This window comes from Campylobacter concisus, assembly GCF_902460715.1.
GTDB classification, from domain to species: domain Bacteria; phylum Campylobacterota; class Campylobacteria; order Campylobacterales; family Campylobacteraceae; genus Campylobacter_A; species Campylobacter_A concisus_AK.
This window is the reverse complement of record NZ_CABPUX010000001.1, coordinates 869,170-895,594: the sequence shown is the minus strand read 5'-3', so window position 1 is coordinate 895,594 and position 26,425 is coordinate 869,170. Positions and strand designations below refer to the sequence as shown.

27 protein-coding genes are annotated in these 26,425 nt (G+C 40.0%); 18 read left to right on the top strand and 9 right to left on the bottom strand.

Annotation, left to right across the window (positions count from 1 at the left end; all coding sequences use genetic code 11):
- Nucleotides 1-12 precede the first annotated feature (12 nt).
- The 4 genes from larB to F3G91_RS04385 are packed head-to-tail and all read right to left on the bottom strand — an operon-like array spanning nucleotide 13 to nucleotide 3,944.
- Nucleotides 13-759 carry a nickel pincer cofactor biosynthesis protein LarB gene (larB, locus tag F3G91_RS04400; protein WP_149700817.1) on the bottom strand — a complete coding sequence of 249 codons (747 nt, stop codon included), beginning with the start codon at nucleotides 757-759 and terminating at the stop codon, nucleotides 13-15.
- Nucleotides 756-1,529, bottom strand: coding sequence for an ATP-dependent sacrificial sulfur transferase LarE (gene larE, locus F3G91_RS04395; protein WP_149700816.1), 774 nt, complete (start codon nucleotides 1,527-1,529; stop codon nucleotides 756-758). The genes larB and larE overlap by 4 nt, the downstream gene beginning before the upstream one ends.
- A complete protein-coding gene (gene larC, locus F3G91_RS04390; RefSeq protein WP_149700815.1) occupies nucleotides 1,501-2,691 on the bottom strand; it encodes a nickel pincer cofactor biosynthesis protein LarC in 1,191 nt (396 codons plus the stop codon). Before larC ends, larE begins: the two co-directional genes overlap by 29 nt.
- Before the next feature lie 2 nt (nucleotides 2,692-2,693).
- Nucleotides 2,694-3,944 (bottom strand): lactate racemase domain-containing protein, encoded by a 1,251-nt coding sequence (locus F3G91_RS04385; RefSeq protein WP_103650554.1) that lies wholly within the window; start codon nucleotides 3,942-3,944, stop codon nucleotides 2,694-2,696.
- Nucleotides 3,945-4,149: 205 nt separating this feature from the next.
- Between F3G91_RS04385 and F3G91_RS04380 the strand changes: the two genes are divergently transcribed.
- Nucleotides 4,150-5,829, top strand: a complete 1,680-nt coding sequence (locus tag F3G91_RS04380; RefSeq protein WP_021084942.1) for an anaerobic C4-dicarboxylate transporter — start codon at nucleotides 4,150-4,152, stop codon at nucleotides 5,827-5,829.
- 92 nt (nucleotides 5,830-5,921) lie between these two features.
- On the opposite strand, the gene flhB is transcribed toward F3G91_RS04380, so the two are convergent.
- Nucleotides 5,922-6,995 carry a flagellar biosynthesis protein FlhB gene (gene flhB, locus F3G91_RS04375; RefSeq protein WP_002942594.1) on the bottom strand — a complete coding sequence of 358 codons (1,074 nt, stop codon included), beginning with the start codon at nucleotides 6,993-6,995 and terminating at the stop codon, nucleotides 5,922-5,924.
- Between the two features lie 143 nt (nucleotides 6,996-7,138).
- On the opposite strand from flhB, the gene F3G91_RS04370 reads away from it, so the two are divergent.
- The 3 genes from F3G91_RS04370 to rpmA all read left to right on the top strand — a co-directional run bounded on the left by F3G91_RS04370 (nucleotide 7,139) and on the right by rpmA (nucleotide 8,792).
- Entirely contained in the window at nucleotides 7,139-8,101 is a 963-nt protein-coding gene (locus F3G91_RS04370) for a hypothetical protein (protein ID WP_149700814.1), read from the top strand.
- 107 nt (nucleotides 8,102-8,208) lie between these two features.
- Nucleotides 8,209-8,523 carry a 50S ribosomal protein L21 gene (gene rplU, locus F3G91_RS04365; RefSeq protein ID WP_149700813.1) on the top strand — a complete coding sequence of 105 codons (315 nt, stop codon included), beginning with the start codon at nucleotides 8,209-8,211 and terminating at the stop codon, nucleotides 8,521-8,523.
- Nucleotides 8,524-8,534: 11 nt separating this feature from the next.
- The gene (rpmA, locus tag F3G91_RS04360; RefSeq protein ID WP_002942569.1) at nucleotides 8,535-8,792 is read left to right on the top strand and encodes a 50S ribosomal protein L27; all 258 of its coding nucleotides are present in this window, start codon (nucleotides 8,535-8,537) and stop codon (nucleotides 8,790-8,792) included.
- Nucleotides 8,793-8,912: 120 nt separating this feature from the next.
- Here rpmA and uvrA read toward each other — a convergent pair whose 3' ends face one another.
- Nucleotides 8,913-11,741, bottom strand: a complete 2,829-nt coding sequence (uvrA, locus tag F3G91_RS04355; RefSeq protein WP_149700812.1) for an excinuclease ABC subunit UvrA — start codon at nucleotides 11,739-11,741, stop codon at nucleotides 8,913-8,915.
- 173 nt (nucleotides 11,742-11,914) lie between these two features.
- Between uvrA and F3G91_RS04350 the strand changes: the two genes are divergently transcribed.
- From F3G91_RS04350 to F3G91_RS04285, 14 genes are all read left to right on the top strand, one after another.
- Nucleotides 11,915-12,199 (top strand): NADH-quinone oxidoreductase subunit I, encoded by a 285-nt coding sequence (locus F3G91_RS04350; protein ID WP_002942606.1) that lies wholly within the window; start codon nucleotides 11,915-11,917, stop codon nucleotides 12,197-12,199.
- 102 nt (nucleotides 12,200-12,301) lie between these two features.
- On the top strand, nucleotides 12,302-12,715 hold the full coding sequence (gene ndk / locus F3G91_RS04345) for a nucleoside-diphosphate kinase (RefSeq protein WP_002942517.1): 414 nt from the start codon (nucleotides 12,302-12,304) through the stop codon (nucleotides 12,713-12,715).
- Between the two features lie 14 nt (nucleotides 12,716-12,729).
- Nucleotides 12,730-13,089 carry a DUF177 domain-containing protein gene (locus F3G91_RS04340; protein ID WP_103640030.1) on the top strand — a complete coding sequence of 120 codons (360 nt, stop codon included), beginning with the start codon at nucleotides 12,730-12,732 and terminating at the stop codon, nucleotides 13,087-13,089.
- Nucleotides 13,090-13,100: 11 nt separating this feature from the next.
- Nucleotides 13,101-13,247 (top strand): 50S ribosomal protein L32, encoded by a 147-nt coding sequence (gene rpmF, locus F3G91_RS04335; protein ID WP_002942540.1) that lies wholly within the window; start codon nucleotides 13,101-13,103, stop codon nucleotides 13,245-13,247.
- 3 nt (nucleotides 13,248-13,250) lie between these two features.
- A complete protein-coding gene (gene plsX / locus F3G91_RS04330; protein WP_009294377.1) occupies nucleotides 13,251-14,240 on the top strand; it encodes a phosphate acyltransferase PlsX in 990 nt (329 codons plus the stop codon).
- A gap of 3 nt (nucleotides 14,241-14,243) precedes the next feature.
- Entirely contained in the window at nucleotides 14,244-15,248 is a 1,005-nt protein-coding gene (locus tag F3G91_RS04325; protein WP_103640031.1) for a beta-ketoacyl-ACP synthase III, read from the top strand.
- Nucleotides 15,249-15,445: 197 nt separating this feature from the next.
- Entirely contained in the window at nucleotides 15,446-16,045 is a 600-nt protein-coding gene (locus F3G91_RS04320) for a peroxiredoxin (protein WP_002942572.1), read from the top strand.
- A gap of 123 nt (nucleotides 16,046-16,168) precedes the next feature.
- Nucleotides 16,169-17,251 (top strand): PilZ domain-containing protein, encoded by a 1,083-nt coding sequence (locus tag F3G91_RS04315; RefSeq protein WP_103640032.1) that lies wholly within the window; start codon nucleotides 16,169-16,171, stop codon nucleotides 17,249-17,251.
- An 8-nt stretch (nucleotides 17,252-17,259) separates the two neighbouring features.
- Nucleotides 17,260-19,548, top strand: a complete 2,289-nt coding sequence (locus F3G91_RS04310) for an ATP-binding protein (protein ID WP_149700811.1) — start codon at nucleotides 17,260-17,262, stop codon at nucleotides 19,546-19,548.
- A 59-nt stretch (nucleotides 19,549-19,607) separates the two neighbouring features.
- The gene (gene plsY / locus F3G91_RS04305) at nucleotides 19,608-20,219 is read left to right on the top strand and encodes a glycerol-3-phosphate 1-O-acyltransferase PlsY (RefSeq protein ID WP_149700810.1); all 612 of its coding nucleotides are present in this window, start codon (nucleotides 19,608-19,610) and stop codon (nucleotides 20,217-20,219) included.
- Nucleotides 20,216-20,542 carry a dihydroneopterin aldolase gene (locus tag F3G91_RS04300; protein ID WP_103568336.1) on the top strand — a complete coding sequence of 109 codons (327 nt, stop codon included), beginning with the start codon at nucleotides 20,216-20,218 and terminating at the stop codon, nucleotides 20,540-20,542. The genes plsY and F3G91_RS04300 overlap by 4 nt, the downstream gene beginning before the upstream one ends.
- A 76-nt stretch (nucleotides 20,543-20,618) precedes the next feature.
- On the top strand, nucleotides 20,619-21,290 hold the full coding sequence (gene hsrA / locus F3G91_RS04295; protein WP_002942555.1) for a homeostatic response regulator transcription factor HsrA: 672 nt from the start codon (nucleotides 20,619-20,621) through the stop codon (nucleotides 21,288-21,290).
- Nucleotides 21,291-21,328: 38 nt separating this feature from the next.
- Entirely contained in the window at nucleotides 21,329-22,546 is a 1,218-nt protein-coding gene (locus tag F3G91_RS04290) for a sensor histidine kinase (RefSeq protein ID WP_188116800.1), read from the top strand.
- A gap of 3 nt (nucleotides 22,547-22,549) precedes the next feature.
- Nucleotides 22,550-23,998 carry a Ppx/GppA phosphatase family protein gene (locus F3G91_RS04285; protein ID WP_149700809.1) on the top strand — a complete coding sequence of 483 codons (1,449 nt, stop codon included), beginning with the start codon at nucleotides 22,550-22,552 and terminating at the stop codon, nucleotides 23,996-23,998.
- A gap of 799 nt (nucleotides 23,999-24,797) precedes the next feature.
- On the opposite strand, the gene F3G91_RS04280 is transcribed toward F3G91_RS04285, so the two are convergent.
- Genes F3G91_RS04280 through F3G91_RS04270 form a run of 3 tightly spaced genes read right to left on the bottom strand, consistent with a single transcriptional unit; the run spans nucleotide 24,798 to nucleotide 26,406 of the window.
- On the bottom strand, nucleotides 24,798-25,676 hold the full coding sequence (locus F3G91_RS04280; RefSeq protein ID WP_103640035.1) for an excinuclease ABC subunit A: 879 nt from the start codon (nucleotides 25,674-25,676) through the stop codon (nucleotides 24,798-24,800).
- Entirely contained in the window at nucleotides 25,673-25,990 is a 318-nt protein-coding gene (gene fliN, locus F3G91_RS04275) for a flagellar motor switch protein FliN (RefSeq protein WP_002942551.1), read from the bottom strand. Before fliN ends, F3G91_RS04280 begins: the two co-directional genes overlap by 4 nt.
- Nucleotides 25,987-26,406 (bottom strand): chemotaxis protein CheX, encoded by a 420-nt coding sequence (locus F3G91_RS04270; protein ID WP_002942548.1) that lies wholly within the window; start codon nucleotides 26,404-26,406, stop codon nucleotides 25,987-25,989. The genes fliN and F3G91_RS04270 overlap by 4 nt, the downstream gene beginning before the upstream one ends.
- Between the last annotated feature and the right edge of the window lie 19 nt (nucleotides 26,407-26,425).

Genomic DNA, 26,425 nt, shown 5'->3' with positions numbered 1-26,425 from the left:
TCTATTTAAAATTTAGAGATGATTTATCAGGCTCGCGTTATATGCAGCGCCGTATCCGTTGTCGATATTTACGACACTTATGCCATTTGCACAGCTATTTAGCATAGCTAGCAGCGCCGCGACTCCGCCAAAATTTGCCCCATATCCCACGCTAGTAGGCACTGCGATCACTGGAGAGCTTACAAGTCCAGCTAGCACGCTAGCTAGAGCACCCTCCATGCCAGCAACGGCTATCACAACCTTTGCACCGCGTATCTCATCAAGCTTTGCGACCAGCCTATGTAGCCCTGCTACGCCAACATCGGTAAATTTTCTCGCGTCATTGCCTAAAAATTTTGCCGTCTCATAGGCCTCCTCCACGACTGCGCCATCAGCAGTGCCAGCAGAGACTATCGCGATGTAGCTTTTTGTGGGTGCAGGCTCTTTAAATTTGACGCTGATCACCCTACCACGAGCGTTAAAATTTGCCTGCGGAAAGATCTCACAAATACGTTTAAAAACACTCTCATTTGTTCTTGTGATTAAGATATTTTCATTTTTTTCGCCGATCGCACTAGCGATTTGCAAAATTTCATCATCTGTTTTATTTGCTCCGTATATCACCTCTCCAGTGCCATTTCGCAAAGCACGCTGAGTGTCGATCTTGGCGCATCCGATGTCGTTAAATGGGTAGTTTTTTAGATACTTTAGCGCATCTTGCTCGCTCATCTTGCCGTTTTTTATACCAGCGATAAATTCTAAAATTTCAGCCTCGCTCATGTCAAAACATCCTCTCTAAGCCCCTTTAGATCAAGCGTCACCTCTGCCGCGCCAAGTGCAACTAGCTCCTTAACGATAGACTTAAATTTCACATCGTTTAAAAAGCTTTGCATGCTAGAAAATGGCATTTGAAGCTTTATTTTTCTATCATAAAGCCTTGCTCGCACATTTGCGTAGCCGCTTTTTATCAGTAAATTTTCAGCCGCTTCTACTAAATTTAGCCCATCTGCGCTTATCTCTTTTTCATGAGGCAAACGAGTTAGCAAGCATGCGTAGCTTGGCTTGTCTGCCGTTGCTAAATTTAGCTCGCGTGAGAGCTCGCGGATCTCAAATTTACGTAAATTTACAAGTGGCGAAAGCACGCCAAGCTCCTCTTTTGCCTTGAGCCCTGGGCGATATTCGCTAAGATCGTCCTTATTTGTGCCGTCAGCCAAATTTGTAAATCCAAGCTCGTTTGCGCGCGCGATAAGCCTTGAAAAAACTGCTTTTTTGCAAAGATAACAGCGATTTTGTGGATTGAACTTTATCTCATCAGCGATACCCACCTCAAATATCTCGTGCCTGATGCCATAAAATTTAGCAAATTCTACCGCCTCATCTATCTCGCGCAAAGACATATAGGGCGATTTTACCGTGAGTGCTAGCACATTTTCGCCAAGCACGTCCGCAGCGACCTTTAGCAGTAGTGAGCTATCCACGCCGCCGCTAAATGCAACGGCTAAATTTCCTAGCTTTTTTATATCATTTTTTAGAATTTCTAATTTCGTCATACTTTTTAAAAATTTCTTTTTTTACCTGAAATATCGATGTTTTATGTGCAAGTGCAGCGCTTTTACACTCGTCAAATTCAGGCTTTGCTTTTTCATCATCGCCTGAAATTTTTAGTCTTATATCGCCAAATTTAGTCTCAACACTTACAAATTTTCGTTTTAGCTCGGTTTTTACGACATCTATCTCTCGAACGCCAATGGCCGTCGTATGCATAAATATAAGCTCTTTTAGCCTTTTTGCATCTTCACTTTTACACAATACATTTAACTCAAAGCCGATACGCCCTTTTTTCATATAGATAGAGTGGCTAAAGACGTCTAACGCGCCATTTTCACGTAAAATTTCACACGCAAAGGCAAAGCTTTCCGCATCCATATCGTCTATGTTTGTGGATATCATTTTTTGCACCAAATTTTGGCTCTCATCCACCTCGCAGATCATCGCGCGAAGGGCATTTGCAAAATTTGGCGCATTTTTTTCGCCAGCTCCGTAAGCTACTTTTTCTATTTTGAAATTTATCTCATCCACAAACTCATCTGCGCATGCTTTTAGTATCGCAGCACCTGTTGGCGTAGTCATCTCAAAATTTGCTCGCCCAAGACTAACTGGCACATCTTTTAAAATTTCACAAACCGCTGGCGCTGGGACATTAAGATGTCCGTGGTCGCACTTTACTACGCCGCCACCAAGCTCGATCTTTGAGCTGACGACCCTAGAAATGCCAAAATTTTTAGATAGATATTCAAAGCAGATCGCCGCTCCAACGACATCTACTATGCTATCAACCGCTCCAACCTCGTGAAAATGCACCTCATCGATGCCAACTGCATGTACTTTTGCCTCAGCCTGAGCGATCACGTGAAATATCGCAGTGGCCTTTTTCTTGCAAATCTCGCTCAAATTTGAGCTAGCCAAAATTTGCTTGATATCAGCGTAGCTTCTAGCGTGAGGCTGTGATTTTAGCAGCACAACGTCTATTTTAGTCGCAGCGATGCCATTTTTTACTACGTTTTTTTGCTCTAAGTAAAATTCTCCGCTCAAATTTAGTTTCTCTAACTCAGAGCAAAGATAGCCAAAATCCACACCAAGCCCGACAAAAGCGGCTAAATTCATATCGCCGCTGATGCCAGAGCTCGCGTCATAATATAAAATTTTAGCCAAACTCACACCTTAGGCACGGTCATAGAGCCAAACGGCAAGATGATTATTTTTGCATCCGCGCCTTTTTGAGCTAGCGCCTCATCTACAGCCTTTTGTAGGTCGTGATACGGCTTTAAATGCACAGCTTTCATCTCATCATCGCTTAGATCAGTCACAGCCCAAGTCTGCGCCCAAAGCGAAATTTCAGCCATTTTTGCAGCCTTGTGATAGCCAAGCTTAAAGCCAGAATTTATCTTTTCTAGCACTTTTTTTGGCGTATCGGCCGATGCCATAAGGTCAAAGAAAGGTTTTGGGCCGATGCCTGTGCGGCATTTTGCGACCATTATTAAAATTCCATCCTTTGCAAGCGCTAGTTTGCCGTTATCTAGGGCCTTTTGCGCCTGATAAAGATCGACATCCATAGGATAAGGCGCTACCGAGATCACGATATCAGCTTTTTGTGGGATATTTACGCAAAATACCTCATCAGCCTTTTTCACGCAGTCATAAAAACTATCGTTTAGATCGCCAGCACTCGCGTAATAGACGCCATGCTCGCTATCAAGCACAGTCTGTATAGAAAAGACATCGATATTTGAAAGAACTTTCATCGCATCAATCATATCTTCATGCACAGGGTTGCCCTCAAGGCGAAGTGCCTGAGCGTCAGCGCTAAGTGCTAGTTTATGATTTTGTGTGATGCTCTCATACGACGCGGTGCCAGGCAAAAAGGCCTTTCTGCCGCCAGTGTAGCCTGCAAAATAGTGGGGTTCGACCGAACCTATAACGATCACCTTCTTAGCTTCAGCCACGATCTTGTTTAGATACATCTGTGTGCCGTTTTTGCTCTCGCCTAAAAAGACCATCTCATCGTGCTTTGAGTCGTGGTCGTGGACCTCGTTTTTAGCTCTGATCTCTGGGTAAATTTCTTTAGAAAATATCATATTGTATTCATCTAGCGTGCCCTCTCTGTGACAGCCAGTGGCGATGATGAAAATTTTATTTTTATCGCGAAGTTTTGGATAAATTTGCTTTAAAATTTTAGCAGTTGGCGTAGGTCTTGTGCCGTCATTTACGATGATAACGATCTTTTCATCGCCAGCGATAAATTCATCAAAGCTCTTTTGATTTATTGGATTAGCCAAAGCCTTTGCGATAAGCGCTGCTTCGTCAAATTTAGCGACCTTGTTTGGATCAAAAACACCAAGCAGGTTTTTTTCGTCTATTTTTAAATTTATATGGTCATCTTTGCCATAAGCGATAGGGATTTGCATGCTTCTCTCCTTAAATTTAACTATTAGTTATTTGCTTTTAGGATTTTATCTCAATCTTTCTTTTAAATATATTTAATTTTTTCACAAAAATATAGATAAGATAACAAGAATTAAATGTAATATTAAATTCTACATATCTTTTTTAATTAGTATTTAATTTTAATATTTATATACTATTTACGTAATTTTCGAAAAGGGAGAAATCATGGAATTTCTTACAAGTTTGTCTGAGAGTACGCAGTTTTTCTTACAATTAATCGTCGTGCTCGGCTGTTTGTTCTACGGAGCAAAAAAAGGTGGTATGGCACTTGGTGTCCTTGGTGGCATCGGTCTTGTTATTTTGGTATTTGCATTTGATTTAAAACCAGGTAAGCCTGCTATTGATGTTATATTAACTATTCTTGCAGTTGTTGTAGCAAGTGCTACACTTCAAGCAGCTGGTGGTCTTGATGTTATGCTTCAGATCGCTGAAAGAGCGCTTAGAAAACATCCAAAAACAGTTTGTTATCTTGCGCCTATTTGTGGCTGGACACTAACAGTACTTTGTGGTACAGGTCACACAGTTTATACACTTTTACCGATCATATATGACGTATCAATGAAAAGTGGTATCCGTCCAGAACGTCCGATGGCAGCTACTACGATCTCATCACAACTTGCTATTATCGCAAGTCCAGTTTCAGTTGCTGGTGTATCTATGGTTGCTGTTCTTCTTGGTACTGGCACAGTTCATATTGAGGGCTTTACAAGCTATGTTGATCTATTAAAAGTTACCATTCCTTCTACATTTTTGGGCGTACTTTGCATAGGAACTTACTCAGTATTTAGAGGTAAAGATCTTGATAAAGATCCAGAATTTCAAGCAAAAATAGCTGATCCAGAGCAAAGAAAATATATATATGGTTCTGATGAGGCACATTCATTAATCGGTGTTCATTTGCCAAAAAAACAATGGAATGTTATGTGGATATTCCTAGCTACAATCGCTGTTGTTGCGGTTTTGGGTTATTACAAACAACTTCGCCCAAGCTGGACAAGCAATGTTCCTGGTAAATCAATAGAAATAATCGTAGATAAAAAAACAGTTAAAAACATCACTGTTAAAGACGGACAAGTTGTTTCTATGGTTGGCGATAGCAAGATCGTCTCAAACGTAAAAGACAATAAAGTAAAAGATGCTACTAAATTTACAAGCGTTCAAGTGCTAGATAAGGACAACAAGGTAACACAAAGCATTGTTTCAAATGGCGCTGATGTTGTTATCACTGCAGGTGATAAAAGCGAAACTATCGCAAACGCTAACATAGTAGTAAAAGATACTATGAAAAAGACTGCGCCACTTGGCATGGTTGATACGATCCAAATTTTCATGCTTTTAGCAGCATCTATCATGATGATCTACTCAGGCATCAAAGCAGCTAAAATTGGTCAAAATGAAATTTTCCACAGCGGCATGGTTGCACTTGTTGCGATTTACGGCATTAGCTGGATGGCTGAGACAATGTTCCACTCTCACATTGATATGCTTAAAGGCTCACTTGGCGAGGTTATGAAAGCATATCCTTGGATGTATATCATAGTTGGTATGCTTATATCAAAATTCCTAAACTCTCAAGCTGCTGCAGCTGCTACATTTGTGCCACTCGCTGTTCAAATAGGCGTTCACCCAGGCGTTATTGTCGCGTTTGCTACTGCTTGCTATGGATATTTCATCCTTCCAACATATCCAAGCGACCTTGCAGCCGTGCAATTTGACCGCTCAGGCACAACACACATTGGTAAATATGTAATCAATCACAGCTTTATCATACCTGGTTTCATAGGTGTATTTAGCTCTTGTGCTGTTGGCTGGGTGCTAGCAAATATCTACGGATATCTTAACTAAAATTTTGTTTCTGACAAGCTGTTTTAAAGGCAGCTTGTCTTTTTTCTACAAAATTTACTACCATTTTTATAAAAAAATTTGACCTACTGCTTTCAAAGTTTATCTTGAAATTTCTGCTTATTACTCATATAAACAAAGCTTAGCACTTCAGCCACAGCCCTAAAAAGGTGCGCTGGTATCGTATCATCGACCTCGCAAACCCTATAAAGCTCCCTTGCAAGAGGTGGATTTTCATAAATTTGCACTCCGTTTTCAACCGCTACCTTTTTTATCTGAAGCGCTAAGAAATCAACCCCTTTAGCAAGTATTATCGGTGCTTCGTCGCGGCTTTTGTCGTATCTGATCGCCACGGCGTAGTGAGTTGGGTTTGTGATGACGACGTCAGCTTGTGGGATGTTTTGCATCATTCGGCGCTTGGCTGCACGCATTTGCGCTTGGCGGATCCTGCCCTTAACCTGCGGATCACCCTCCATCTGCTTGTACTCGTCCTTGATCTCTTGCTTGCTCATGCGAAGGTCCTTAAAATACTGAAAACGCACGATAAGCAGGTCAGCAAGACCGATCACAAAAAGTATAAAAAGCATGACGCTAACTAGGATGATGAGCTTCTCTTTTAGCCACGCAAGCTGGTCAAACATAGAAAAAAAGAGCGTGTGCGGAAGTTCTTTTATAAACTGCAAGAAAAAGTAAAATCCAACTCCAAAGACGATGCTTACTTTAACGACGATCTTGACGCTCTCGATCGCCTTTTTCATAGAAAATAAATTTTTTAGCCCTTTTAGCGGATTTATCTTGCCAAAATTTGGCGTTATAGGCTTTGTGGTAAATATAAAGCCAAACTGCATTACATTTGCGATTATGCCGGCAACTGCGACGCAGATGCAAACTGGCAGGATCATCAAAAGAGCCCTGCCAAAGGTATTTACAACGATCATTTTTACCGTTGGCAAAGTCAGTGGCTGACCGATAAATTTAGAGTAGTAGATGTAAAGCGAGATGACCTGATCTTTCATGAAATTTAGCATCGCAAGCAGCACACCAATAGCAATGACTAAGGTCACGAAGCCTGATAGGTCCTGGCTTTTTGGGACGTTGCCGTCCTTTTTGGCGTCTTCTATCTTTTTGGGGGTCGCTTCTTCGGTTTTTTCCTGATCTTCGCCTGCCATCTTTGTCCTAAGCTCGCTTAAATTTGGGCGATTATAGCCAAAATACGGTTAAACTATCCGCTAAATTTAAATTTTACAATTCAAAAAAACTAAGCCATTTTAGGCGTTTTTGGCTAAAATTAGCAAAAATAAGGAGACGCAAAATGTCATTTTTAGAAGGCTTATTTAACATTTTTAGAGCCAAAAAACCGCCAAAAAGCGACGAAGAGCTACTTTTAGACGAGTATGCGATGATTTACACCGAGATAAAAGAGAAAAATTTAAACGAATACGACTTTTTATGTGAGCTCATACGATTACTCTCTTTTTCAAGAGCTAGATGCTACGACTTTTGCCTTGAAAAGTGCCTAGCTGATGGCGACGCCGAGGCACTAAATGATCTCATCTTTCAATACGCTAAGCTAAATTTACTCCCAGGATGCAGCGGTGGATATGATCAGTGCGAGAAGCTCATACCGGCATTTTTTGCTATCGCTTGTGGCAACACAGCTAGTATGGCAAGCATCTTTCCAAAAGGCCTGCCACCTAGCAAAAACGGCTATAAATTTCTATGTGTCATGCATGATCTGCTCACGGCGATGCTTTGGCAAGATGAAAATTTACTTGTCCCAGCCCTAGAAAAAGCTCGCACCTTTGCAGAGTCTAAAAAGCCAGCAAACGAAAGAGAAGCGGTTAAGTTTGTGCTAGCTCTGCATGAAAAAGATGTGGCTGCTATGAGCGAGCATTTGCAGAAATTTTGCTCTACTTTTGGCAGGACAGATGCGCCTAAATTTGAAAAACGACTTTACATTTTTGCACACGGACTTCATGCCTTAGCGCGCTACTTTTTGCCATTTGAGCTTTTTAAAGAGATAAAACTACCAAAAAATGAAAATTTCAGTAAATTTTACGCAAAAAGGCTCTTTCAAAATGAAATTCCTAAGCCAAAACTTTATTTTACTTTTCCACCTGAGCTTGAGCTGATAAATGTGATCTTAAGTGCGCCAGTAGCTAAAACGCTAGTATATCAGCCACATTTGCCAAGTGACAAAACATTTTTCTTAGATCATAGCTCTATGATAAGAAATTTAGCTGATGAGATCATAAGATCAGGGGCATTAAAGTAGAATTTATAAACTTTTGGCTAATATTCACACTTTACAACCAATAAAGCTCCATAAATCTTTTGCAAAAAAGTGCTTTTTGGTCTTACCAAATTTTAGAAAGGTAGAGTATGTCAAAATACGCTATATTTAAGCATGGCGGTAAGCAATATCGTGTTAGCGAAGGCGAATTCCTTAAGCTAGATCACTTTAGCGCTGAAGCTAAATCAACCGTTGAGATTACAGAAGTTTTAGCTGTAAACGACGGCGAAGTAAAGGTAGGTGCGCCATTTGTTAAGGGTGCAAAAGTTGTTCTTGAGATCGTTAATGAAGGCAAAGACAAAAAAGTAGTTATCTACAAAAAACGCAGACGTAAAGACTCAAAACTAAAACGCGGCTTTAGAAGACAATTTACACGTGTAAAAGTCGTAAGTATCGCAGCTTAAGGAGATAAGATATGGCACACAAAAAAGGTCAAGGTTCAACCCAAAATAACCGTGATAGTATCGGACGCCGATTAGGTGTTAAGAAATTTGGTGGCGAGTTCGTTCGTGCTGGAAATATAATCATCCGCCAAAGAGGAACAGCAACTCACGCTGGAAACAACGTAGGTCTTGGCAAAGATCACACTATTTTTGCATTAGTTGATGGCTTTGTAAAATTTGAAAGACTTGATAAAAACAGAAAAAAAGTATCTGTTTATCCAGCTGCATAACCCCAGGGGCGTTCGCCCCTTCTCTTTTTAAATCCACTTAAAATTTAACAAATTTAATTTATCTTACTTATTATATATAGCTTGGCATTTTAGACAAACACCAAACCATATAAATTTATTTTATTTCGCTTTTAATAAAGCAAGTTCTTGCGCTAGAAATTCCCCTGTGTAGCTGCCAGTTTTTTTGTAATTTTTAGCTACATCTTTAACGCTGCCACAAGCTATCACTTTACCGCCTTTTGCGCCGCCTTCTGGCCCCATATCTACGATATAGTCGCAGTTTTTGATAACGTCCATATTATGCTCGATCACAAAGACTGAATTTCCAAGATCGACTAGGTGATTTAGCACCTTTACTAGCCTATCTACATCGGCAAAATGAAGTCCCGTCGTTGGCTCATCAAGGATGTAAAGCGTATTTCCAGTGTCGCTTCTACTAAGCTCTTTTGCTAGCTTTACGCGCTGCGCCTCGCCGCCACTAAGTGTGACTGCGTTTTGACCAAGCGTGATATAGCCAAGCCCCACGTCTTGTAGCGTGGTGAGCTTTGAAGCGATCTTTGGCACAGCCTTAAAAAACTCAACCGCCTCATCTATGCTCATATTTAGCACCTCGGCGATGTTTTTGCCTTTATATAAAATTTCCAAGGTCTGAGCGTTATATCTAGCGCCATTACAAACGTCACAAACCACGTTTATATCAGGTAAAAAGTGCATCTCGATCGTGATCTCACCCTCGCCTTGACACTTCTCGCAGCGCCCACCTTTGACGTTGAAGCTAAAGCGCCCTATTTTATAGCCTCTAAGCTTGGCCTCTTTAGTCTGCGCAAACAAATTTCTTATCTCATCCATCACGCCAGTGTAAGTCGCTGGATTTGAGCGTGGAGTGCGGCCAATCGGGCTTTGATCGAGGTATATGACCTTGTCTAAATTCTCAAGTCCGTTTAAATTTACCCCAGCTATTTTTTTCACTTTTTTAGCTCTATTTAGCTGCTCCTGCGCCTCTGGGAGCAAGGTCTGAAGCACTAGCGAGCTCTTGCCAGATCCTGAAACGCCAGTGATACCCACAAGGTTTCTAAGCGGAAATTTAGCGGTTAAATTTGAGATATTGTTGATATTTACATTTGAAATTTCAAGCCACTTCTCAGCCTTTCTATTTTTTTGATAGTCGATCTTTTTCTTGCCATTTATGTATTGTGCAGTCTGAGTGTCTGAGCTTAAAAGCTCTTTTGCCGTGCCTGCAAAGACCACGCTACCGCCAAATTTACCAGCTCCAGGGCCTATATCTACGATATAGTCAGCCTCCTCTATCGTCTTTTTATCATGCTCGACGACGATTACAGAGTTGCCTTTAGCTTGTAAATTTCTAAGTGTTTTTATGAGTTTTAACGTATCACGCTCATGAAGGCCGATGCTTGGCTCATCAAGCACATACATGACGCCACTTAGCCCACTTCCTATCTGGCTTGCGATCCTGATGCGCTGTGCCTCGCCACCGCTGATCGTCCTAGCATCACGACCAAGCGACAAGTAGCCAAGCCCCACGTCATACAAAAAGAAAAGCCTTTCGTTGATCTCTTTTAAGATAGGCTTTGCGATCGCCTTGTCGTAGTCGCTAAGATATGCAAAATTTTTCTCATTTGAGAAAAATGCGGTGCAGTTTTCTATGCTCATATCTAAAATTTCACCAAGCCCAAGGCCATCGACCTTTACCGCTAGACTTTGAGGTTTTAGCCTGTGACCATTACAAGCGTCACAAATTTTCTCACTCATATACTCGTCAAAGTCCTTATAATCCTTCAAAAGCCCGTGTGAAATTTTAACCACGCCATCAAATTTTCTAAGCAGTTTGTTTCTCTTCCAAAAAAACGAAACCTCCTTCACGTTGCCGTATAAAACGAGCCTCTTTTCATCTTCGCTAAGCTCATAATATGGCTTTTTGATATCGATGCCATTTTGCTCACAAAAAGCAAGTAAAAATTTATAGTAATAGCTCATGTTGTAGCCGTAAAGTAGCTTGATAGCGCCGTTTTCTATCGACTTTTCCTCATCAATGATCTTGCTCATATCTAGGCTGTATCTTATGCCAAGTCCGTCGCAGTGCTCGCAGGCACCCTTTGGTGAGTTGAAGCTAAAGCTTAGCGGCTCAAGCGGCGTAAATGAAATTTTGCAGTCAAAACAAGCCATGTGCTCGCTGTAATGTATAAAACTCTCTTTTAAGCCAAGCTCGTCAGCGTTTGCTATCTCTATCTCAACCTCACCAAAGCTCTCATTTAGCGCCTTTTCGACGTCACTTGCAAGGCGTTCGTGATTTTGCTCATCGATAGCGATCCTATCAACGATGACCTTTATCGTGTGTTTTTTCGTTTTTGCGAGCTCGATCTCCTCATCAAGCCTCACCACCACGCCATCTATCTGCGCCCTTACAAAGCCTTTTTGGCGTAAATTTTCGATCAGATCCGCCCATGTTCCCTTTTTCTCACGAACTAGCGGCGCATAGATGATCACTTTTGCGCCAAGTGGGAGCTTTGAAATTTCATTTATGATGTCGCTCGCACTCATTTTTGAGATAGGTTTGCCGCATTTATGGCAGTGCTGCACGCCAACCCTTGCGTATAAAAGCCTTAGATAATCATAAATTTCAGTAATTGTGCCAACCGTTGAGCGAGGATTTTTTGAAGTTGTCTTTTGATCGATCGCGATTGCAGGCGTTAGGCCCTCGATCTTATCGACGTCAGGCTTGCCCACGCGGTCTAAAAACTGCCTAGCATAGCTACTAAGGCTCTCCATATACCTGCGCTGTCCCTCAGCATAGAGCGTGTCAAAGGCTAGCGTGCTCTTGCCACTGCCGCTAAGACCGGTAAAAACTACTAGTTTGTTTTTAGGAATTTCAAGGTTTAAATTTTTAAGATTGTGTTCTCTTGCACCAGTTATTTTTATAGTATCATTCATTAAATTTATACGACCTTTTTAAAATTTTAATCTGTAAATTTAGTCTAAAAGTGATAAAAACTTTATAAAGTAGTTTAGAGAAATTAAGCGCGCTATGAAAATTTAAGAGTATATTTATATCATTTTCAGTTTTTTTTGATATTCTACGCCAAAATTTTATTTAAGGAGAAAAAATGTCTGTAAAAATAACCGATATATGCATAAGCTGTGGCTCATGCATAGATGAGTGCCCAGTTTCAGCTATTGTTGATGATAGCGACAACCCAACTGGAGCAGATACATACTATGTTTATTCAAACAAATGCGTTGAGTGCGTAGGTTACAACGACGAGCCAGCCTGTGCATCCGCCTGTCCAACTGATGGTTGCATCGTTTGGGATGCCGTAGTAGCAGGACAACCTTCACGTGATCAAATCGGTGCTGACGCTCGCACTGGCAGCACTCCAGTTATCCAATAAATTTACAAAATTTAGGCTCAAATTTGAGCCTATTTTATTTTTAAGCTTTATTTGATATAATTGCCAACTTCATTTAAATAACCTAAATTTTAAGGAAAATTTATGCAAAGAACACTTTCTATTATTAAGCCTGACGCTGTTAAGAAAAATGTTGTTGGAAAGATTATAGATAGATTTGAAAGCAATGGCTTAAGAATCGCAGCTGCAAAGAAAATCAAACTTAGCAAATGCGATGCAAAAGCATTTTATGCAGTTCATAAAGATAGACCTTTCTTCAACGATCTAGTTGATTTTATGGTAAGCGGACCAGTTGTGGTTATGGTTTTAGAGGGCGAAAATGCAGTTGCAAAAAACCGCGAGCTAATGGGTGCAACCAACCCAAAAGAAGCAGCTCCTGGCACAATTAGAGCTGATTTTGCTGATAGCATTGACGCAAACGCAGTTCACGGAAGCGACAGCCTAGAAAACGCTGTAAATGAGATAAATTTCTTCTTTGCTTCAAGAGAAATTTGCTAATTTTGGACTAAAATTTGATTATTCCGTTTTCTAAAATAGCAAACAAAGAGATAAACTTTGAGCTAGTAAGAAACAATGATCTAGTTTTTAGTGGAATTTTAAAAAGAAAAGACCCTTTTTTGGTAAAATGTCAAGGCACCATAAAGGGTAAGATAAAATATATTTGTGATCGATGTGGTGATGAATTTATGTTGCCTATCGACCAAAACGTAGAGCTAAATTTAAGTGATGGTGTCTATAAAGATAGAGAAAACGAGCTTAGCGATACGGTTGAATTTTTTGATGGCAATATTGATTTAAAAGAAGTTTTTGAAAGTGAGCTAGAAGCTTTTAAGAGCGATTATTTTTATTGTGAAAAATGTAAAAATTTATAAAGGAGAGTAAAATGGCAGTACCAAAGCGAAGAGTGAGTCATTCTCGTGCAGCAAAACGTAGAACACATTACAAAGTTACACTTCCAGTGCCTGTAAAAGACAAAGATGGTTCTTGGAAAATGCCTCACCGCATAAACAAAACAACAGGTGAATACTAAAATATGATTCGCATTGCTATTGATGCTATGGGTGGTGATTTTGGTGCAGATCCTATAATATCTGGCGTTATTGAAGCACTAAAAGAGACAGAATTTAAAGCTGTATTAGTTGGCGATAGCAATGCCATAAAACCACTCATCCCACAACCCTATTTAAAAAATATAGAATTTATAGAAGCTACTGAAGTCATCTCTATGGCTGACGGAGCAACAGACGCGCTAAAAAGAAAAGATAGCACGATTTACAAAGCTGTTGAGCTTTTAAAAGAAAAAGAAGTCGATGCTGTCGTTTCTGCTGGTCACAGCGGTGCTACTATGAGTTTAGCTACGTTAAGAGTTGGTAGATTAAAAAATGTATCTCGTCCAGCAATTGCTACACTTATGCCTAATTCAAAAGAGACAGCTACTTTGGTTTTGGACGTTGGTGCAAATGTTGATTGCAGAAGTGAACACTTATTTCAATTTGCTATAATGGGTGAAGCCTATGCAAAAGAAATTTTAGGCAGAAAAGAGCCAAAAGTGGGTCTTTTGTCAAATGGCGAAGAAGAGAGCAAAGGCAATGAAGTCAGCAAAGAGGCTTTTAAACTAGTTTCTAGGCTTGATAGCTTCGTTGGTAATGCAGAGGGCAATCAAATTTTTGATGGCAGCATTGATGTCATGGTTTGTGACGGTTTTATGGGAAATATCCTACTAAAAACGAGCGAAGGCGTTGCTGATGCCATAGGCAAGATCATCAAAAAGCAAGTCAAAAAATCACCTCTTGCTATGGCTGGATCAGTGCTTATGAGAAAAGTCTTTAAAACTCTAAAAAAACAAGTCAGCTACGATGAGTACGGCGGCGCTCCGCTTCTTGGCGTAAATGGCTGCGTCATCATAAGCCACGGCAAAAGCAACTCAAAAGCTATAAAAAATGCAATCTTTCAAGCAATTAAATTTGCTAACTCGAATATAAATAAAGTTATAGAAGAAGAACTTTCACACTTTGCAAGGTAAAATATGCCAAAAGCTTCATTGATCTCCATTGCGTCATATGTTCCAGAAAAAATTTTAACAAATTTTGATTTTGAAAAAATGGTCGATACGAGCGATGAGTGGATAGTGAAGCGAACTGGTATAGAGCAAAGGCACATCGCAACAACCGAGATAACAAGCGACCTTGGCACAAAAGCTGCCGAGCTAGCTATAAAACGCTCAGGTCTTGAAAAATCACAAATCGATGCGGTAATCTGCGCTACGATATCTCCAGATCATCTTTGCATGCCTTCAACTGCATGCAAGATAGCTGCAAATTTGGATTTAAATTTTGGAATTACAGCTTTTGATATAAGTGCGGCTTGCACAGGTTTTATCTATCTTTTAGAGCTTGCAAATTCTCTTATCGTAAGTGGTGCTAAAAAAAATGTTTTGATCATAGGAGCTGAAAAACTAAGCTCGATAATCGACTACACAGATAGAAGTACCTGCATACTTTTTGGTGACGGAGCTGGTGCTGCTGTGATAAGTGCTAGCAAAGAAAACGAGATCATCGACATCCACACTGCAAGCGATGGTAGACAGGCTGAGCTTTTGATAACTCCAGGATGTGGCAGTGCATTTCCAGCTAGCGATGAGACGCTAAAAAATAGACTAAATTTCATCCACATGAGCGGAAATGAGGTCTTTAAAATAGCGGTTCAAACGCTTAGTAAAAGTGTGATAGAAATTTTACACGAAAATAAAATGCAAAGCGAAGATATCGACTTTTTCATACCTCATCAAGCAAATATCAGGATAATAGACGCCGTAAAAAATAGGCTAAATTTCACTGACGAGCAGTGCGTTTTGACGGTTGCAAAATATGGCAACACAAGCTCTGCTTCGATCCCAATGGCGATAAATGATGCTTACGAGGATGAACGCATCAAAAACGGCTCTGTTTTGCTTCTTGATGCATTTGGTGGTGGCTTTACTTGGGGTTCGGCGATACTAAAATTTGGCGGTAGAAATTTTAGCGATCTGTAATTAACCGCTTCTATACCCAAAACTCTAAATTTAATAAATTTTCTACAACATCTTCTATAAATTTTTAAAAATTTCCATTCATTTTCAAATGCATATTAAAATTACAATGTTTTAAATTTCTAGATCTATTTAATTAGAATTTAAATTTTTATGGATATAATTTCGCAATCAATAAAATTTATTATTAAGGAGAAAATATGTTAGTAACAAAAAAAGCACCTGACTTTACAGCTGCAGCAGTTTTAGGAAACAATCAAATCGTAAATGATTTCAACCTTTACAAAAATATCGGCGAAAAGGGCGCTGTTGTCTTCTTCTACCCAATGGACTTTACATTCGTTTGCCCAAGCGAGATCATCGCGTTTGATAAAAGATATGACGAGTTTAAGTCACGCGGTATCGAAGTTATCGCAGTTTCTTGCGACAACCAGTTCTCACACTTCGCATGGAAAGAGACTCCAGTAAATAAAGGCGGTATCGGCAAAGTTCGCTTCCCGATCGTAGCTGACATGACAAAATCAATCGCTCGCGGCTTTGACGTACTTCTAGAAGACGCTGGCGTAGCACTTCGCGGATCATTCCTACTTGACAAAGATGGCACAGTTCGCCACGCAGTTATAAACGACCTACCACTTGGCAGAAACATCGACGAGATGATCAGAATGGTAGATACTATGCTATTTACAAACGAGCACGGCGAAGTTTGCCCAGCTGGCTGGCACAAAGGTGACGCTGGTATGAAACCAAGCACCGAAGGTGTTGCTGACTACCTTTCACACAACGAAAGTAAACTATAATTATTCAAATTTCTAGGCAGCTTTGCCTAGAAATTTCCTCTCTACACAAATTTAAATATTTTTTTAATATAACTTTATATATGATAGCGATGTTTTAATAAATAACCTTTTTTTGGAGACCCCATGGAGTTTAAGGGCAGGCAAGAACTTGTCGAAAATTGCGAGGATTGCATACTTGGTTTAAGAGCTAAATTTATAGATGAGGGCATCAAATTTTGCAGACAACTAACCCTTGTAGTGCCACACGAGCAGATGAAAATTTGCCTTGAGAGTATCTTTGATGCGCTACTCATCCAAAAGCCAAATGCCACACAAATTCGCGACGACTTAAACAGCCTAATACCAAAACTAAACGCAAAAGACGAGCTAGTAAATTTCTTACTCTTAAATTTGACACTAAATTTTAGTCACACCTGCGACGATGCAGTATATGTGGGCTATTTTGTAAATGCCGTCTCAAGGATGAAAGAAATTTTATATAACACGCAGGATCACCAAGAAGCCACGGTAAAAACGATGATCGATACTGGCTCATTTTTTTATGAAGATCCGATCAACACATTTACACGCATGAAAAATGCCAAAGTCCGCCCTGAGTTTTTAAATTTATATGACGGACTAAATATAAAATACGAAGCCGAAATTTTAGAGGTTAAAGAAGATAGTGTCGTTTTTCGCGTAGATATGATGCAAATTTTAGCCATGAAGCAAGATGGCAAGGGCTTTATCCTGCCAAACAGCTTCTTCTCAAAGCAACTTCGCGCCGACATCATCGACTACAATATCGCCGATAAAAGCGTCACCCTTTCAAATTTCTCACGCACAGCGACCATGCATGCAAACAAGAGAAAATTCCAGCGTGTCTTGCCAAACCGCTTTACCAAAATTTCTCTAAAAGGAGAGCAAGGCGAGCTTGTTGGTAGCCTTTATGACATCTCAGAGGGTGGCATGAGCATACTAAGCTCACAAGCTACAAATTTTAAAGACGGCGAAGAGTTGGAGGCAAATTTTGACATCATGCTCTCACCAGATGAAGTAAAAAACGTCTCTTTGAAACTAAGGCTAGTCACCGAGCTAGCATACAAGGGCTACATCAGATACTGCATGCAGATAGTTGATGATGACAAAACGATAAAAGACTTCACACAAAAGCGCGTCAAAGAGACACTTGACGAGCTTCGCTCACGCATAAATTTATACGAATAAGGCAATTAGTGAAAACCATACAAGAAAATTTAAAACTTTTTTACATCGGACTAAAAGATAAAGAGCCATTTTTTTACAAAAACAAAGACCTAACCACCCACGCGGCAATTATCGGTATGACAGGTAGTGGCAAAACAGGCCTTGGTATCACGCTTTTAGAAGAGGCCTGCATAGACAACATCCCCTCTATCATCATCGATCCAAAGGGCGATATCACAAATTTAGCCCTCACCTTTCCGCAGATGAGAGTGGAGGATTTTTTACCTTATGTCGATGAAGCAGAAGCGGCAAATAAAGGTCAAAGCGTAGAGGAATTTGCTGCCGCTCAGGCCGAGCTTTGGAGAAACGGCATAGAGTCGAGCTTTCAAGACCTTGAGCGCGTAAAAATTTTAAAAGATAGCGCTAGCTTTAATATCTACACGCCAAAAAGCTCAGCTGGCATAGGTGTGGCGCTACTTAGCGACTTTGCCTGCCCAAATATTAGTGACGAAGAAATTTTTAGCAACTATATAAACTCACTCGCAGCGTCGGTGCTATCGCTTATTGGCATGAGTTCAGAGGATATGAGCTCAAAAGAGCAGCTGCTTATCTCCACTATATTTGAGACTAAATTTAAAGAGCAAAAAGACGTCAGCATCGAAGAGCTTATAAATTTCATAGCAAATCCGCCGTTTAAAAAGATAGGCGTTTTTGACGTGGATACCTTCTATCCAAGCAGTGAGCGCCTAAAGCTTGCCATGAAGATAAACGCGCTCATCGCAAGCCCAAGCTTTAAGGGCTGGACACAGGGCGTTAGACTAGAAATTTCAAAGATGCTTTTTGACGAAAATGGCAAAGCAAAGTGCAATATCTTTACGATCTCGCACCTAAATGACGCTGAAAGGATGTTTTTTGTCACCCTTTTACTAAACGAGATCATCGCGTGGATGCGCGGCACAGAGGGCACTAGCTCACTTAGAGCGATCCTATATATGGATGAAATTTTTGGCTTCTTCCCACCAAACGCAAACCCTCCGTCAAAAACACCTATGCTCACGCTTTTAAAACAAGCCCGTGCATTTGGTTTAGGCTGCGTCTTAAGCACGCAAAACCCAGTCGATCTTGACTACAAAGGCCTTAGTAATATCGGCACTTGGTTTATCGGCCGCCTCCAAACAGCGCAGGATAAAGCCCGCGTGATCGACGGGCTAAGTGGCATCGCAGGCTCAAGCTTAGACAAAGCCTCACTTGAAAATCTCATATCAAATTTAGCCAAAAGAAATTTCTTACTCAAAAATATAAACGAAGATGACCTAAACGTCATCTCCACGCGCTGGGCACTTAGCTATCTAAAAGGCCCGCTAAGCCGCGAGCAAATTTCAAATTTAATGAAAGATAAAAAAGAGAATTTAAACAGTCAAAGCGTGGATAAAAGCGAGATGAAATTTAGCGCAAAGCCTATCATCTCAAGTGCGATCACGCAGCTTTATGCTAACTCAAAAAGCCTCACGCCAAATTTACTTGCAAGCGCAAAGGTGAGAATTTATGATGCCAAAAAAGGCATAGACAGCATTTGTGAGGTGAGCTATCTTTACGAGCTTAGTGAAAACGACAAAGAGCCAAACTGGAGTGAGGCTAGCGAAGGCATGCACGTTGATGCGAGCGAAAATGAACCAAGCGGTGCAAGCTTTGCAGCTGTGCCAAATTTCATAACGAGTGCTAAAAATTTTGACGCTTTAGAGAAAGATTTTAAAGAGTTTTTATATAGAAATTTCAAATTTAACACCTTTGAGGCGATGGGAATTTACTCAAAAGAAAACGAGTCAAAAGAGGAGTTTTTTATAAGGCTTCAGGATAAGTGCAATGAAATTTTAGAGGAGCAAACCGCAAAGCTCACGGCTAAATTTGAAAAAGAGCAAAAGAACTTGCAAGATAAGCTAAACAAAGCCCTTGCAAAGCTTGACAAAGAGCAAAAAGATATGACAGCAAGCGGCCTTGACGCAGCCATAAATATAGGCGCAAGCATATTTGGTGCGATATTTGGCAACAAGCTCTTATCTCGCCAAAACGCGGGCAAGATCGCCTCAAGTGCAAGAAGCGCAAACAAGGTCTTAAAAGAGCGAAGCGATGTCAAGCTTAGTGAGCAAAGCGTAAATGATATAAGCTTAGCCATAAGCGAGCTCGAAGAGAAATTTGCACAAGAGTGCGACGCGCTAAAAGAGGCGAACGATGTCAAAAACATCGCGATAAACGAAACGCAAATTTCGCCAAAGAAAAGCGACATCTACGACGAAAAAATCGTGCTTTTGTGGAGATGATTTATAAAAAAATTAGTATTTTTTTAATATCATTTCTCTTTAAATTTAAAAGGTAAAATATGCAAAATTTAATACTTTATGCCGTTAGCTACCTGCTTGGCAGCATCCCATCAGGGCTCATATTAGCAAAAATTTTCGGACATGTTGATATAAAAAAAGAGGGCAGCAAAAGCATAGGCGCGACAAATGTTTTAAGAGTTTTAAAGCAAACTAACCCAAAACTCGCCAAAAAACTAGCCATTTTAACCGTAGTTTGTGACGTGTTAAAGGGCGTTTTGCCACTTATCGTAGCCTCATCTCTTGGAGCTAGCCAAAGCGTGCTTTGGACGATGGCAGTTTTAAGCGTTGTGGGGCATTGTTTTTCTATATTTTTAGGCTTTCAAGGTGGCAAAGGCGTGGCAACCGGAGCTGGTGTGCTCGCATTTTTCTTACCAGTTGAAATCATCATCGCTCTTGTCGTTTGGTTTTTGGTTGGTAAATTTTTAAAGATAAGCTCTCTAGCATCACTTTGTGCGCTGATAGCTCTCATCGCATCAAGCTTTATCATCCACCCAGAGCTTGATGAAATTTACACTCACGCACCGATACTTATCATCGCATTTTTGGTAGTTTATAAACACATACCAAATATCGTTCGCCTGCTTTCAGGCAAGGAGCAAAAAGTCGTATGAAAAGTGAAATAACAACGATCATTAAGGATTATAAATTTCAAACCGTTATCGGGATGTTTGACTTTGAGCGAGTTGCAAAGCAAGAGGTAAAAGTAAGCTTAGAATTTCGCTCGACTAGCTTGATTGATTATGTTTTGGTGGCGGATTTTATAAAAGACTTTTACAATGAGATGAAATTTCAAAGCGTAGAAGAGTCGCTAGAAGCAACCTGCAAAGCGCTAAAAGAGAGGTTTAGCTCGCTTACTAGCTTAGATATGGAGATTTTAAAAACCGAGATTTTACCAAATGCAATTGTCGGTGCAAAAATCAGCACTGTTTTTTAAAAATTTATTAAAGTATCTTGAAATATTTCTTAATTTATGATACAATCGACCATAAATTTTAGTTTAAGGAAAAGAAATGCGTATTTTAATAGTAGAAGACGAAGTAACGCTAAATAAGACGATTGCTGAGGGGTTGCAAGAGTTTGGCTATCAGACAGATAGCTCTGAAAATTTCAAAGACGCTGAGTACTACATCGGCATCAGAAACTACGACTTAGTTTTAACTGACTGGATGCTTCAAGATGGTGACGGCGTTGATCTTATAAACATCATAAAACATAAATCTCCACGCACCTCAGTCGTAGTTCTTTCTGCAAAAGACGACAAAGAGAGCGAGATAAAAGCGCTTAGAGCTGGCGCTGATGACTACATCAAAAAACCATTTGATTTTGACATTTTAGTAGCTAGACTAGAGGCTAGACTACGCTTTGGCGGTACAAATATCATCAAGATAGACGAGCTTATCATCAACCCTGACGAAGAGAAGATCACTTATCTTGGCCGCGACATCGAGCTAAAAGGCAAGCCATTTGAAGTGCTTACTCACCTTGCAAGACACTCGGATCAAATCGTATCTAAAGAGCAACTACTTGACGCTATCTGGGAAGAGCCAGAGCTCGTAACTCCAAACGTTATCGAGGTTGCTATCAACCAAATCCGCCAAAAAATGGACAAACCACTAAATATTTCGACAATAGAAACTGTTAGAAGACGCGGATATAGATTTTGCTTTCCCAAAAAAGCTTAAGAAATAGATTTATACTGCAATTAGCATCTGGTGCGATGATGCTAATTGCCGTTGTTTCGGTGATGCTCTATCACTACATAAGAGTCACCGTTTTTCAAAGCGTAGTTAGTGAGTTAAACCAGCAAGCCACAGCTTACAAAAACAATCCACAAAATTTCAATCCTAACAATCTAAAAACTTTTACTATAGAAATCCCAAACAAAACTCTAGCCACAGTAAAAGCAGGTGAGCTTAAAGGCGAAAAACCCTACCTTGTGATGCAAAAGATAAAAGATAAGAGCATAACCACTCTAACAACAAGGCTAGATGACAGTAGCTACTTAGTCCTAGAAAAAGAGACGACGCTTCAAAGCCAGATAGTCGAAGAAATTTTTATAGATATTATAATCGTAAACGTCACAGCGATACTTTTGGTGCTATTTTACGCACTATTTTTATCAAGAATGCTTTTAATACCTATAAAAATTTTAAGTCACAAGCTTACAAATTTAGATGAGAAATTTCTAAAAGAGATCGATATCAAAAGCTTGCCAGACGAGTTTTTGCCACTTGGTAATAGCATAAATAGGCTGATCTCTCGCATACAAACTTTCGTTTTATACCAAAAAGAGCTCTTTGTAGGCGTTGCACACGAGCTAAAAACTCCACTTGCCGTCATGAAAACCAAAAACGAAGTTACGCTTTTAAAACCACGCGAGAGCGAAAAATACATAGAAGCGCTAAAATCAAATAACGAAGCGATCAACGGCATGAACGCTATGATAGGCTCTGTCCTTGAGATAGGTCGTCAAGAGGGCGCGCAGTTTGAAGAGCCAGTAAATACCGACGTGATCGCATTTTTGAAAAAACTAGGCAAAAACTACGAGGTGCTCGCAAAAGGTGAAGAAAAAAATCTCACACTCGATCTAAAACCTGAAATTTTAAACCTAAATATCCAAACCAGCCTGCTAACTCACATAGTGCAAAATTTCGTCCAAAATGCTATCAAATTTTCTCCAAAAAATAGCACGATTACGATTAGCTCAAGGCTTGAAAAGAGCAAATTTATCATCGAGGTTGCCGACGAAGGCGTGGGCATAGACGAGAGCAAGGACTTGTTTGCTCCATTTAAAAGATACGGCAACAAAGGTGGTGCTGGACTTGGACTATTTCTCGCAAAGGGCGCAGCACAGGCACTTGGCGCTGAGATATCTATCAAAAATAGAGAGAACGCAAACGGAGCAGTTGCAAGCCTCGTTTTAAATTTAAAAGGATAAAAAATGGCAAAGAGAACCGCAGTGATCGATCTTGGCTCAAATTCTATGCGCATGGCGATATTTGAGCGCACATCACGCTTAGCATTTTTTATACTAGCCGAATACAAAACCAAAGTGCGACTAGGCGAAGGTGGATACGGCTCAAACAACGAAATTTCAGAAGCTTCAATGCAAAAAGCGATCAAAGCTTTTAGCGAATTTGACAACATCATAAAAAGTTACAAATGCTCCAAAGTCCTATGTGTTGGCACTTCAGCGCTTAGAGATGCTCCAAACTCAGGCGTTTTGATCTCGCTTTTAAGAAAAAAACTTGGCATAAATTTAAAAGTAATTGACGGCAAAGAGGAGGCTACTTTTGGAGCGATAGCGGCTAAAAATTTGCTTCACAATCTAGCCGAGTGCGTCACTATCGATATCGGCGGAGGCTCGACCGAGCTTGCTAGGATAAGTAACGGCAAGATAGTCGATGTCCTCTCGCTTGATATAGGCACGGTTAGGCTAAAAGAGCTATTTTTTGATAAGAAAAATTTAAACAAACTACCAAAATTTCTGTCGCAGATCACAGCGCAGATAGATGAGCAATTTAAGTGTCCAAATTTAATAGCGATCGGCGGCTCTTTAAGAGCGATCTCATCGGCCATAATGAGCAAAAATTTATATCCGCTCTCATCGCTGCATGGCTTTTGCTACAAGCTTAACGACGAGCAAGCCTACATCGAGAGCATCGCAAACGTTAGCGTGCTTGAACTAAATAAATTTCCTATAAAAAAGGATAGATACGATACCATCAGAGAGGGCGCACATATATTTTTAGCTCTTGCCAAGGCGCTAAATGCCAAAAATGTCATCACAAGTGGCGTTGGCGTAAGAGAGGGCGTCTTTTTAAAAGATTTTTTGCGTCCAAGTCTTAAATTTCCAGAAAATTTTAACCCAAGCGTCAAAAGCCTACAAGATCGCTTCATCCTCTCTTGCAACAAAGCCGTGGCAAGATACGCAAAGGATATTTTTGTGGCGCTTAAAAAGCTTCATGGGCTAAATGAGAGCTATCTTGAGACGCTGCTAATTGCTGCAAAGCTCCACAACGTCGGTCAAGAGATAGGCTTTTACGGCGATCACAAAAACTCAGCCTACATCGTCCTAAATGCCCTAAACTACGGCTTTTCACACGAGAAAAAGGCACTAATAGCCGCAGTCATCGGCACAAATGGCAAGAAAAATATTTATGAGTTTGAAAAGTATAAAAATTTATTACCAAAGGCTGAATGTGTAAGGTGGCTAAGCTTCATCCTTGCGCTAGCCAAGGCACTTGATATAACCTGTGAGAAGCTAAATTTAAGCTTTGAGTTTAGCGGTCACACACTAAAAATAGAGGGTGCAAAAGAATTTGCAATGGCAAAAGAAGAGATAAAAAAGATCGCAAAACCTGAAATTTTTGCCATTTCGTTTGTGTAGATCAAAAAGTTAGCGGTCAAATTTATAAATTTATTTTCTAAAAATAGGGGGTGGTAAAGGCTTATATTTTGCTTAATAGGCTCGCAAGGCAGATACGAAGTCCATCCACCTACCAACTTCTTTTTATCAATCAAGTACCGCACACGTTCAAAGTATGCAGCAGCGTCAAAGTGCCATGTTTTTAGTGTGTCAAACAAATTTTAAAATTCCATGAGCGAGTAATTTCGGCTCTAAAATTTGAGCTAAGCGGCAAGCGAAGCCAAATTTTAGTAGTCAATTCTTGCGAGTGAATGGAATTTTAAAATTTGCAAAGACAGCTTGACTAAGTTTGTAAATTTCTTTTTATCCAAAAGGGAGACAAGGGGACTCGAGTTACGAGGCCGTCCCCTTATCCCCCCCTTTTAAATCCCCCAATCCCATCGCACGTTCAAGGTTGCATGCTTCAGTGCTAAAGCACTACATGCATTTAAAAACCATGGCGAAAATTTCTTTATCTAGTCATCGTCAAGTAAATTTTAAAATTTCATGAACGAGTAATTTCGGCTCTGATTTTAGTGGCAAGCTTTGCGAGACCTAAAATCAGTAGTCAATTCTTGCGAGTGAGTGGGATTTTAAAATAAGAGGGAATAGGCTTGAATTACGGTCTACTTGCAGTTGCGAGCTAACGAAGCAAAGAAGCTCTCTTCCCCCTTAACGATCCCCTAACTCCGACAACGTTAGAAGTGGCATGCAATGGTGTATGCGCACTGCATGCGCTTTATGCAAAAACTTTAAAAATTTAGTAGTGCAAAAAGCGGAGTTAAAATTCTCCACTCATTTTGTCTTTGTAGTTATTTAGGCTATTTTGACGCTCTTGCAAAAATGAACCAAGTTTTTTCTTATTTTCTTCAAAGAAAACAGCGAAGTCCTGCTCATTTTGGATCTTGTCCTCACCAAAGCTATCAAGCATGACGTTTGAGCTGCCAACTATCACTAGATAGCGCCTATTTTCGTAGCTTAGAAGCATTAGCTTATTTGTGCGGTCAAGATATTTTTCGTAGATGATATTGACACCGCTATTTTGGTTTTTTAGTAACCAGTTCATCGACTTTGTGTCGTTTTGTGGTTGATTTTGTGGCGTTTTAAATCCACTAAAGTCACTACTTTTTGAAGTAATATATCTTTTAAAAACATATAAAAATATAAGAAGCGCAATGAGCACACTTAGGACGATGAAGTATCTCGAATCAATATTAACCATAGGTTCATTTTCTGTCTTTGGCGTGCTGGCGGTTTCTATCTTTGCGCTTGCTTGAGGCATATTTTGCACTTGCGTTTTTGTGTTTTTTAGTGTTACGCGGATGCGAAGCCCGAAGCTGTCAGTTGTCTTTGAAGCATTTACGATGATCGCATCGTTTGAGCGCAAATTTAAGACCAAAGAGTTTTGCTTTGGCTCAATATCTAGCTCTTGAATGATCTTTGAGTTTATGTCCTTGCTCGCGCTTTGATCGTAGCTTAGAGAATTTAGTATCAAAGAGGTCGTATCTTTTTCACGCTTTTGAAAGATGTTGCCCTCATACGGCGCATCAAAGCTAAGCATGATATCGACCCTGTCGGTGCGCTCATAGATGTTGTATGTTAGCAAGTTTGAGGCAAAGATCTGCGTAGCAAAAAGCAGAAAAAATAGTATAAATTTCATAAAAGTTCTTTTTTGAAGTACTGAATAACTGACTTTGAGTCCAAAATTTCATTTATCCTGATGGCTAAATTTTTCTCATAAACCATTACTTCGCCTTTTCCAAAAATTCTATTATTTATATATAGCTCCACGCTCTCGCCAGCTGGTTTTTCGAGGTCTATGACCGAGCCAGCTTCAAATTTCAAAAGCTCATTTATGCTAACTGTGGTAGTTCCTAGCTCAGCTATAAAATCAACGCTTATATCCATAAGCTCATCATAGCTCTTAAAAAGCCCTAGCTGTTCTAGTGTCTCTATCGCACCTTCGTCGTTCATTGTATCTTGTAGCCTATTTGAAATGTTCTATTTTTTATCTTATATATAAATTTCTCTTTTAGCTTTATGCCAAAATTCTCAACCTCGCCCAAAAACTCAGGCGTTCCGAGTTTATAAGCATTTGGCTCTTTTTCATTTAGCAGATTTTTAGCCTTGCCGATGATCTGATTAGCTATCTCTTTGCAAAGATCGTCCAGATCGCCACCATCAACATCTTCGTGACCAAAAAAGGCATTCATAAAAATTTTCAAAGTATCTTTTTTAAAAAATAGATAAAACTGATACTCGCTTTTACCCTTATAAACTGGTATGCTAGCCCCGTAAAATCCTTTACCAAGGCTCTTACCAAACTCTAAATCGAGCCCCAAAGTATCCTTGCAAAGATAGCTTGTGGCTTCATCTATAACTTTTCTCATATCTCTTCCTTAAGACTTG